The sequence below is a fragment of the Streptomyces rhizoryzae genome (assembly GCF_023155275.1).
Lineage (GTDB): Bacteria > Actinomycetota > Actinomycetes > Streptomycetales > Streptomycetaceae > Streptomyces > Streptomyces rhizoryzae.
Genome location: NZ_JALMUV010000061.1, coordinates 25,282 through 34,788 on the forward strand (window position 1 = coordinate 25,282; position 9,507 = coordinate 34,788).

Annotated in this window: 11 protein-coding genes; 5 read left to right on the forward strand and 6 right to left on the reverse strand. The window is 72.8% G+C overall.

The window, feature by feature from the left end; translation table 11 throughout:
* Nucleotides 1–188: 188 nt before the first annotated feature.
* The 4 genes from icmA to MUU72_RS32040 form a co-directional block, all read right to left on the reverse strand.
* A complete protein-coding gene (icmA, locus tag MUU72_RS32025) occupies nucleotides 189–1,889 on the reverse strand; it encodes a coenzyme B12-dependent isobutyryl-CoA mutase large subunit (RefSeq protein ID WP_248016957.1) in 1,701 nt (566 codons plus the stop codon).
* Nucleotides 1,890–2,362: 473 nt separating this feature from the next.
* Nucleotides 2,363–2,695, reverse strand: coding sequence for a DUF3817 domain-containing protein (locus MUU72_RS32030; protein WP_248016958.1), 333 nt, complete (start codon nucleotides 2,693–2,695; stop codon nucleotides 2,363–2,365).
* Nucleotides 2,696–2,794: 99 nt separating this feature from the next.
* A complete protein-coding gene (locus tag MUU72_RS32035) occupies nucleotides 2,795–3,304 on the reverse strand; it encodes a MarR family winged helix-turn-helix transcriptional regulator (protein ID WP_248016959.1) in 510 nt (169 codons plus the stop codon).
* Nucleotides 3,305–3,405: 101 nt separating this feature from the next.
* On the reverse strand, nucleotides 3,406–4,707 hold the full coding sequence (locus tag MUU72_RS32040) for an MFS transporter (RefSeq protein WP_248016960.1): 1,302 nt from the start codon (nucleotides 4,705–4,707) through the stop codon (nucleotides 3,406–3,408).
* A gap of 77 nt (nucleotides 4,708–4,784) precedes the next feature.
* Between MUU72_RS32040 and MUU72_RS32045 the strand changes: the two genes are divergently transcribed.
* On the forward strand, nucleotides 4,785–5,774 hold the full coding sequence (locus MUU72_RS32045; protein WP_248016961.1) for an ArsR/SmtB family transcription factor: 990 nt from the start codon (nucleotides 4,785–4,787) through the stop codon (nucleotides 5,772–5,774).
* A gap of 13 nt (nucleotides 5,775–5,787) precedes the next feature.
* Here MUU72_RS32045 and MUU72_RS32050 read toward each other — a convergent pair whose 3' ends face one another.
* Both MUU72_RS32050 and MUU72_RS32055 read right to left on the reverse strand, forming a co-directional pair.
* The gene (locus MUU72_RS32050; protein ID WP_248016962.1) at nucleotides 5,788–6,096 is read right to left on the reverse strand and encodes an MTH1187 family thiamine-binding protein; all 309 of its coding nucleotides are present in this window, start codon (nucleotides 6,094–6,096) and stop codon (nucleotides 5,788–5,790) included.
* Nucleotides 6,093–6,443: a DUF3817 domain-containing protein gene (locus MUU72_RS32055; protein ID WP_066986625.1), complete on the reverse strand. Its 351-nt coding sequence runs from the start codon at nucleotides 6,441–6,443 to the stop codon at nucleotides 6,093–6,095. The genes MUU72_RS32050 and MUU72_RS32055 overlap by 4 nt, the downstream gene beginning before the upstream one ends.
* Nucleotides 6,444–6,666: 223 nt before the next feature.
* Here MUU72_RS32055 and MUU72_RS32060 point away from each other — a divergent pair, with 223 nt between their 5' ends.
* From MUU72_RS32060 to MUU72_RS32075, 4 genes are all read left to right on the forward strand, one after another.
* Nucleotides 6,667–7,305, forward strand: coding sequence for an AIM24 family protein (locus tag MUU72_RS32060; protein WP_248016963.1), 639 nt, complete (start codon nucleotides 6,667–6,669; stop codon nucleotides 7,303–7,305).
* Nucleotides 7,305–7,955, forward strand: coding sequence for an AIM24 family protein (locus MUU72_RS32065; RefSeq protein WP_248016964.1), 651 nt, complete (start codon nucleotides 7,305–7,307; stop codon nucleotides 7,953–7,955). Before MUU72_RS32060 ends, MUU72_RS32065 begins: the two co-directional genes overlap by 1 nt.
* Nucleotides 7,952–8,725 (forward strand): AIM24 family protein, encoded by a 774-nt coding sequence (locus MUU72_RS32070; protein WP_248016965.1) that lies wholly within the window; start codon nucleotides 7,952–7,954, stop codon nucleotides 8,723–8,725. Before MUU72_RS32065 ends, MUU72_RS32070 begins: the two co-directional genes overlap by 4 nt.
* An 87-nt stretch (nucleotides 8,726–8,812) precedes the next feature.
* Nucleotides 8,813–9,289, forward strand: a complete 477-nt coding sequence (locus tag MUU72_RS32075; RefSeq protein ID WP_248016966.1) for a MarR family winged helix-turn-helix transcriptional regulator — start codon at nucleotides 8,813–8,815, stop codon at nucleotides 9,287–9,289.
* The last annotated feature ends 218 nt before the right edge of the window (nucleotides 9,290–9,507 follow it).

The following is a 9,507-nucleotide window of genomic DNA, read 5'->3' on the forward strand; positions in this document are numbered from 1 at the left end:
GAGCGGCGGCCCGACCGGAAGAGGCCGGCGGGCCGATGGGCCGGGGCGGCGGCCCGACCGGGAGCGGAGAGCGGGCCGGAGCGGCCGGGAGCGGAGGGCAGGCCGGGAGCGCAGGCACGGGCCCCGGCACAGGACCAGGCACAGGCTCAGGCCCCCGCAACGCGCAGGCCCGCGCGCCCCTCCCCGGCTCAGAAGCCGGCCGGCTCCGTGTAGACCCCCCACTCGTCCCGCAGCACCCCGCAGATCTCGCCGAGGGTCGCCTCCGCGCGGACCGCGGCCAGCATCGGCTCGATCATGTTCCGGTCACTGCGGGCGGCGGCCAGCAAATCCTTCAGCGCGACCTGCACGCGGGCGTCGTCCCGGGCCGCCTTGCGCTCGGCCAGCACCCGCACCTGCTCCCGCTCGACCTCGTGGCTGACCCGCAGGATCTCCAGATCGCCGGTGACCGACCCGTCGTGGCAGTTGACGCCGACGACCTTCTTGTCCCCCTTCTCCAGCGCCTGCTGGTACCGGAACGCGGACTCGGCGATCTCGCCGGTGAACCAGCCGTCCTCGATGCCCCGCAGGATGCCGGAGGTGACCGGACCGATCGGGTGCTGCCCGTCCCGTACCGCCCGCGCCCCGCGCTCCGTTATCTGCGCGAAGATCTTCTCGGCGTCCGCCTCGATGCGGTCGGTGAGCGCCTCCACGTACCACGAACCGCCCAGCGGATCCGCGACGTTGGCCACGCCGGTCTCCTCCATCAGCACCTGCTGGGTGCGCAGCGCGATCTCCGCGGCCTGCTCACTGGGCAGCGCCAGCGTCTCGTCCAGCGCGTTGGTGTGCAGGGAGTTGGTGCCGCCGAGCACCGCCGCCAGCGCCTCCACCGCCGTGCGGACGACGTTGTTGTACGGCTGCTGGGCGGTCAGCGAGACCCCGGCGGTCTGGGTGTGGAACCGCAGCCACTGCGCCTTCTCGCTCTTCGCCCCGTAGACGTCGCGCATCCAGCGGGCCCAGATCCGGCGCGCGGCGCGGAACTTGGCGATCTCCTCGAAGAAGTCCACATGGGCGTCGAAGAAGAACGACAGGCCGGGCGCGAAGGTGTCGACGTCCAGTCCGCGGGAGAGGCCCAGCTCGACGTAGCCGAACCCGTCGGCGAGGGTGTACGCCAGCTCCTGGGCGGCCGTCGCCCCGGCCTCCCGGATGTGGTAGCCGGAGACCGACAGCGGCTTGTAGGCCGGGATGCCGTGCGCGCAGTGCTCCATCAGGTCGCCGATCAGCCGCAGGTGCGGCTCGGGCTGGAAGAGCCACTCCTTCTGCGCGATGTACTCCTTGAAAATGTCGGTCTGGAGCGTGCCGTTGAGCACCGCCGGATCGACGCCCTGGCGCTCGGCGGCGACGAGGTACATGCAGAAGACCGGGACGGCCGGGCCGCTGATCGTCATCGACGTCGTGACGTCGCCGAGCGGGATGTCCTGGAACAGGACCTCCATGTCGGCCGCGGAGTCGATGGCGACGCCGCAGTGCCCCACCTCGCCGAGCGAGCGCGGATCGTCGGAGTCCCGCCCCATCAGCGTCGGCATGTCGAACGCCACCGAGAGGCCGCCACCACCGGCCTGGAGGATCATCTTGTAGCGCTCGTTGGTCTGCCGGGCGTTGCCGAAGCCGGCGAACTGGCGGATGGTCCACGTCCGGCCGCGGTAGCCGGTGGGGTAGAGCCCACGCGTGAAGGGGTACTCCCCCGGCCAGCCGATCCGCTCGAAGCCCTCGACGGAGTCGCCGGGGCGCGGCCCGTACACCGGCTCGACGGGGTCGCCGGAGAGCGTGGTGAAGTCCGCGTCGCGCTTCCGGGCGGAGTCGTACCGGGCCTGCCAGCGGCGGCGGCCCTCTTCGATCGCGTCAGCGTCCATGCCCCCGAATTTACTAGGACGTCCAACTACCTGTCGATGGGAGAAGCCCCTGATTCCCGCTCTCCGGGATCCCCCTAAGGGCTCCGCAACCCCCCGGGCCGAGAACTGCCCAGCCCCCGACCTGCGAAAACACCGACCCGCCGGGCAGAACCACCGCCCCGCGCGAAGACGCCGCGCCGAGGCGACGACCAACCCCCGGAGACGCCGAACCGAGGCGCCCCCGGCCCCCGGCCCCCGGCCCCCGGCCCCCGACACGCAAACGCGCCCCTCCGGCTACGGAGAGGCGCGTGAGATGCCTGAGATGTCTGAGACGCCTGTGGCACGTAAGGCGCGCGACGCAAGCGGCGAGGCCACCGACCCGGCGACGCGAGCGGCCCGCCGACCCGAGCGGCCCGCCGCGGAGCGCCACCGCCACCGCCCGGCGAAGGCCCGGCCCGGCGCCCGGCGCACCCGGCCGGGCCGGCACGGCCGGTTCAGACCTTGACCGGCTCCGGTGCCGCGTCCGCCAGCAGCGGCTCGACCTCGCGGACCACCTTGCGCTCCACGAAGAACGCGGCGGTCGGGATCGTCCCGGAGACCAGCACCCACAGCAGCTTGGCGAACGGCCAGCGGGCCTTGGAGCCCAGGTCGAACGCGAAGATCAGGTAGATGATGTAGAGCACGCCGTGGACCTGGGCGACGACGAGGGTCAGGTCCTTGCCCATCCCGAAGCCGTACTTGAGAACCATGCAGGCGCAGAGCACGAGCAGCATCACAGCGGTGATGTAGGCCATCGCCCGGTAACGGGTCAGGACACTTCGCTTCATGCCCCCGAGCGTAACCGCCCCTTCCGGGGCGATCTTCGCCACCCCCCGCCCCGCGGGCCGCGCCCGGCGGGGCGCTCACCCGCCCGGGCGGGCGGGCGGTCACTCGTCCGTGAAGTCCCCGGCCGCCACCCGCAGCGGGCGCAGCAGCGCGAAGATCTCCGCGCACTCCTCGGCGTCGTACGCCCCGAGCCCGAAGTCCATCGCCATCAGGTCGCGGGTGGCCGCGTCGCACACCTCGCGGCCCTTGTCGGTGATGGACGCCAGCGTGCCCCGGCCGTCGTTCGGGTTGGGCCGCTTGGCGACCAGCCCGGACTTCACCAGCCGGTCGACGGTGTTGGTCACCGAGGTCGGGTGGACCATCAGACGCTCGCCGATCTTCGACATCGGCAGCTCGCCGGCCTTCGAGAACGTCAGCAGCACCAGCGCCTCGTACCGTGCGAAGGTCAGTCCGTAGGGCTTGACCACCGCGTCCACCTCGGAGAGCAGGATCTGCTGGGCGCGCATGATCGAGGTGATGGCGGCCATCGCGGGCACGGAGCCCCAGCGCTGCTTCCAGAGTTCGTCGGCGCGCGCGATGGGGTCAAAGGCAAGGCTGAGCGGCTTCGGCACGTCTCCGACCCTACCCGGCGGTCATATGCTGGTCAGCCCTGTCTCAGCTTTCGGTCTCAGCAGGTGGGCGGCGAGCGGTCGGCGAGCGGTCCGCGCGCGCCTCACACCACCGCCGCGCTCCCCCGCGCCCCCGCTCTCCGCACCGCGGCGATCACCGCCAGGACGGCCGCCGTGCCGACCACCCCCGCGGCCGGCATCACGGTGCTGAGCGGCGCGAACTCGGCGGCCGCCCCGGCCAGCCCCATCGCCAGGCCCATGAGCGTCATCCGGCCCGCCTGCATCACCGTCATCGCCTGCCCCAGCAGCTCGTCGGGTACCGCGGCGACGAACCACCGGTCCACCCCGAAGTTGTACGAGATCCCGGTACCGGTGAGCACCAGCAGCACCAGCGCCCAGCCCAGCGACGGCCGGGCCGCGAACCCCAGGGACGGCAGCACCGCGAACAGCCCCATGGGGAAGGTCAGCCGGGCCCGCGCCCGCGGCCCCAGGAACGTCCCCACCAGCGTCTCCGCCACCACCGCGCCCACCGGCATCCCGCACATCAGCAGCCCCTGCCCGGCCGCCCCGGCGCCCAACTGGCCCCCGTACGGGACGAGCAGCGCCTCGGGGACCACCACCAGCGCCGGCGGCACCCAGCCGAGCAGCAGCAGCGCCCGGATCCGCCGGTCGGCCAGCAGTCGCCGGGTGCCGGCCAGGGAGGCGCCCAGCAGCGGTCCGGCGGCCGGGCCGCGCGCCGGGCGGGCGGCGGTCCCCAGCCGCAGCAGCAGCGCCGAGGCGGCGAACGTCCCGGCAGTGGCGGTGAGCACGGTGCCCGGGCTGACGGCGGCCAGCAGCAGCCCCCCGGCGGCGAAGCCGGCCAGCTGCGCGCCCTGGTTGACGATCCGGATCAGCGAGCGCCCCAGGACGAACAGGTCGCCGTCGCCGAGGATCTCGCCGAGCGTCCCGGCCCGGGTCCCCGCGAAGACCGGGGCGACCGCCGCGCTCACGCACCGCAGGCCGAGCAGCACCGCCACCGGCGTGCCGGGCACCACCATCGCGGCGGCCGCCGCCGCGCACACCAGGTCGCAGACCACCAGCACCCGGCGGGCCGGGTAGCGGTCGGCGACGGCGGACAGCAGCGTCCCGCCGACCACGTAGGGCAGCAGGCCGAGGGCGAAGCTCAGGGCGCTGAGCAGCGGGGAGTCGGTCAGCCGGTAGACCAGGACGGACAGCGCCAGCTCGCAGACCACCACGCCCAGGGAGGACAGCAGGTGGGCGGCGAAGACGTACCGGAACTCGCGGACGGCGAAGACGGCGCGGTAGCCGGTACCGGCCGGGGCCGGCGGCGCGTCCGGACCGCCGGGGCCCGGGGGCGGGCATACGGGGACGGGGCCCGGCTGTGCGGGCCCGGGAGGCGTGGGCATGGCGCCAGGCTGCCGGGGACGGTCGGTGGGCCGTAGTGTTTCGGCTCCGGCCGAATCTCGGGAGGGGAGGCCCGGCGGTGCCGCTGGAGCTGCATTTCGGGGCGGACGACCTGCTGCGCATCCGGTTCGCCATCTCGCCGCTGTGCGAGACCCACGAGGCGCTGCGGACCCTGCGCCGCACGGACCGGCACGGCTACCACCTGCCGTGGCTGCGGCGGATGCGGGACCGGGTGGCGGGGCTGGACCTGTCGCCGGTGTGGCTGTTCATGCCGGCCCGGCAGCCCGGTTACACGCCCGATTTCCTGGGGCGGCCGCCGGACGTGCCGCTGGCGGACTTCGCCGCGGAGCTGGCCCGGCTGCGGGCCACCGATCCGGCGCTGGCGCGCGCCGAGATGGCCAAGTCGCTGGCGTGCGTCCCCGGGGCGGCCCGGTCGCCGCGGGGCCGGGCGGCGCTGGCGGATCCGGCACGGGCGGTGCGGGAGCTGGCGGACGTCACCGAGCGGGCCTGGGAGGCGCTGCTGGCGCCCGACTGGCCCCGGCTGCGGGCGCTGCTGGAGGCGGAGATCGCCTACCGCTCGCGCCAGTTGGCGAGCGGCGGGCTGCGCCGCCTGTTCGCCGATCTGCACCCCCGGCTGTCCTGGTCGGACGACGGCACACTGACCGTCCGCACCCGTACGGACTTCGCGCAGATGCAGGACCTGGACGGGCGGGGGGTGCTGCTGCTGCCGAGCGTCTTCGTCTGGCCGGACGTGATCAGCGGCTTCGATCCGCCGTGGCAGCCGACCGTGATCTACCCGGCGCGGGGCATCGGCGGGCTGTGGCAGGAGCCGGCCGGCGGCCCGGCGCTGGCGCGGCTGCTGGGCGCCAACCGGGCCGCGGTGCTGGCGGCCCTGGACGCCCCGGCGACGACCTCGGCGCTCGCCGGCCGGCTGGGACTGGCACCGTCGTCGGTCTCGGCGCACCTGTCCGTCCTGCGCGGCGCCGGGCTGCTCACCTCGCGCCGCCAGGGCCACCAGGTGCTCTACGAGCGGACGCCGCTGGGCATCGCCCTGGTGGCCGGCGGCTGACCGCGCTCACCCGTCAGGGGGTGCGCCCGTCCCCGGCCAGGTAGCGCTCGACGGTGTCCACCTTGGAGGTGAGGCCGTCGGTGACCCCGGGCCGGATGTCGGCCTTCAGGACCAGGGAGACCCGGCCGGCCCGCGCCTCGACGGCGGCCACCGCGCGCTTGACGACGTCCATCACCTCGTCCCACTCGCCCTCGATGGACGTGAACATGGCGTCCGTGCGGTTGGGCAGGCCGGACTCGCGGACGACCCGGACGGCGTCGGCGACGTACTCGCCGACGTCCTCGCCGACGCCCAGCGGACTCACGGAGAAGGCGACGATCATGCGTTGACCGTGCCTTCCCGGCGGGCGCGGGCGGCGATCACACCGGCCTCCTCCTCGCGCTTGAGGACCTTGTCGGCGTAGAGCCCGCCGAACGGCAGGACGGCCAGGAGGAAGAAGAACGCGACCCGCTTGAACGGCCACTTGGTGCGGTTCCAGGCGTCCAGCAGCAGCACCAGGAAGATCGTGAAGAGGATGCCGTGCAGGAGGCCCAGCGGCATGACGAGCTTGTCGTAGCCGAGGAAGATCCGGAAGCCCGTGCCGAATATCAGCAGTGCCGGGAAGGACAGCGCCTCCGGGATGGATGCCAGGCGCAGTCGGTGCAGGGCAGCGGCGGTCTTGATGTCCACGGGAACCTCGTTCGGGCGGAGGGGCGGCGGCAGGACAGGCTTGTGCAGCAGTTCACAAGCATTCCGCCCCATTGTTACAGCCGCGCCGGCGATCACCGCCCCTGGGGGCACCGGGCGGGCCCGACGCGCGAGGCGCCCCCGGGACGCTCTCCGGGAAACCTCCGGGACGGCTCCGGGACGAAAGCCCTGCCCCGCCCGGCCCCCGGCGGATACCGTCTGGTCCGTGGCTCAGTTTCGGCTTGAGGGAAGCAAAGTGCTCGCCGTCGATCTCGCGGGCGACGCCGTCCGCGCGAAGAACGGGGCGATGGTCGCGTACGACGGCCAGATGGCGTTCAAGAAGATGACCGGCGGCGGGGAGGGGCTGCGCGGGATGGTCACCCGCCGGCTGACCGGCGAGCAGATGGCGGTGATGGAGGTGAAGGGCCAGGGGACCTGCTATTTCGCCGACCGCGCCACCGAGATCAACCTCGTCCGCCTCCAGGGCGAGAAGCTGTTCGTGGAGGCGAGCAATCTGCTGTGCACCGACGCGGCGCTGCGCACCGGCACGACGTTCACCGGGCTCCGCGGCGCCTCGCAGGGCAACGGCCTGTTCACCACCACCGTCGAGGGCCACGGGCAGGCCGCGCTGACCTCCGACGGCCCGGCCGTGGTGCTGCGGGTCACCCGGGAGTACCCCCTCCAGGTCGACCCGGGCGCCTACGTCGCGCACACCGGGCAGCTGAAACAGCACCTCCAGTCCGGCGTGAACTTCCGCACGTTCCTGGGCGAGGGTTCCGGCGAGGCGTTCCAGCTGCGCTTCGAGGGCGAGGGCCTGGTCTACGTCCAGCCCAGCGAGCGCACCACCGTGGGCGGTGAGGTCTGATGCCGTTCACGGCCCTCAACTCCCGCATGGTGGAGGCCAGGATCGCCCCCGGCCAGCGGATGTTCAGCCAGCGCGGCGCGATGCTCGCCTACCGCGGCGAGGTCAGCTTCACGCCGAACATCCAGGGCGGCCAGGGCGGTGTCGGTTCCATGATCGGCCGCCGGATCGCCGGGGAGGCGACGCCCCTGATGACCGTCGAGGGGGACGGCACGGTCATGTTCGGCCACGGCGGCCACCACGTGCACGTCATCGACCTCACCGGCGAGACCCTCTACGTCGAGGCCGACCGCCTGCTGGCCTTCGACGGCTCGCTCTCCCAGGGCACGATGTTCCTGGGCGCGCAGGGCGGGGTGATGGGCATGGTGCGCGGCCAGGTCACCGGCCAGGGCCTGTTCACCACGACGCTGGCGGGCCACGGCTCGGCGGCGGTGATGGCGCACGGCGGCGTCATCGAGCTGCCGATCACCGCCCAGCGCCCGGTCCACGTCGACCCGCAGGCGTACGTGGCCCACCGCGGCGAGGTCCGCAACCGCCTGTCCACCGCCCTGGGCTGGCGCGACATGATCGGCCGCGGTTCCGGCGAGGCGTTCCAGCTGGAGCTGTCCGGCCAGGGCACCGTCTACGTACAGGCGTCGGAGGAGAAGCTGTGACCGGTCCCGTGATCCATGACGTGCACACCCTCCCGGCGAACGACAACGTCCACGCCTACGCCTTCAGCGTCGACCTCGACGGCCGGTGGTTCCTCCAGAAGGGGAAGATGATCGCCTACTACGGGCAGATCGACTTCCACGGCATCGGCCACGGCCACCTGGAGGGCCTGATCGCGGGGAGCTTCCATTCGCCTCTGCACGCCGCGGACTGGGTGGTCGCCGAGGGCCGGGGCAAGATGCTCCTCGCCGACCGGTCCTTCGACGTCAATTCCTATGACCTCGATGAGGGGAACCTCACCATTCGCTCCGGCAATCTGCTCGCCTTTCAGCCATCTCTGTCGCTGAAGCAGTCGATCATCCCCGGCTTCCTCACCCTCATCGGCACCGGGACCTTCGTGGCCGCCTCCAACGGGCCGGTGGTCTTCGTCGAGCCCCCGATCCGGGTGGACCCGCAGGCCCTCGTCGGCTGGGCCGACTGCCCCTCCCCCTGCCACCACTACGACCACCAGTACCTGCGCGGATTCTGGGGCGGCCTGCGCGCCCACACCGGCATCGGCGGCGCCTCCGGCGAGGAGCACCAGTTCGAGTTCACCGGCGCGGGAACGGTCCTGCTCCAGTCGACCGAGCAGGTGCTGCCGGAGCGGGAGACCGGCGCGCTGCCGGCCGAGGAGGGCGTCCCGGGCGGCGGCGTCCCGGCTCCGGAAAGTGGCTCACAACTGCCGCAGCTCCCCGGGGGCCTGGGGGGCCTCCAGCGCCGCTTCGGCCTGTGAGCGGTAGTCTGCGGACGGTGACCTCGAACGCCTGACCGGCCATAGAGGACTAATTCATCATTCAACTTTCACGGGTAGAATTCCTCCATGACGACCGACAGCGACACTCCCTGGCTGACCGACCAGGAGCAGCGTGCCTGGCGCACCCATCTGGACGTCAGCAGGCTGCTGATGCACCAGCTGGAGCGCGATCTCCAGCCGTTCGGCCTCACGAACAACGACTACGAGATCCTGGTCAACCTCTCCGAGGCCGAGGACCACCGGCTGCGGATGAGCGACCTGGCCGCCGGCACGCTCCAGTCCAAGAGCCGCCTCTCGCACCAGATCACCCGCATGGAGAACGCGGGCCTGGTACGCCGCGAGAGCTGCGAGTCGGACCGCCGCGGGCTCTACGCCGTCCTCACCGAGGAGGGCTGGGACACCATGCGCCGGGTCGCCCCGCACCATGTCGCCTCGGTCCGCAAGCACTTCATCGACCTCTTCACCCCCGAGGCGCTGGAGTCCCTCCGCGCCTCGCTCACCCCGGTGGCGGAACATCTCCGCGAGCGGCGCGGGGGGCTGTGATTCCCACGTTGTGGTGACGGCGGGTCCGTGTTCCGCCGGGCCCGGTTCGTCGGTGGTTGCGCGCCGTGCCGGCGGTTGGGTGGTGTTTGTGGCCGCCCCACGTTGTCGTCGCTGGGCGCGTTGTTTGTGGCCGCCCCACGTCGTCGTCGCTGGGCGCCGTGGCTGGCTGGGGTGGCCTCGGCGTTCCGCCGTGGGTGGGGGGCGGAGGGGCTGCCCCG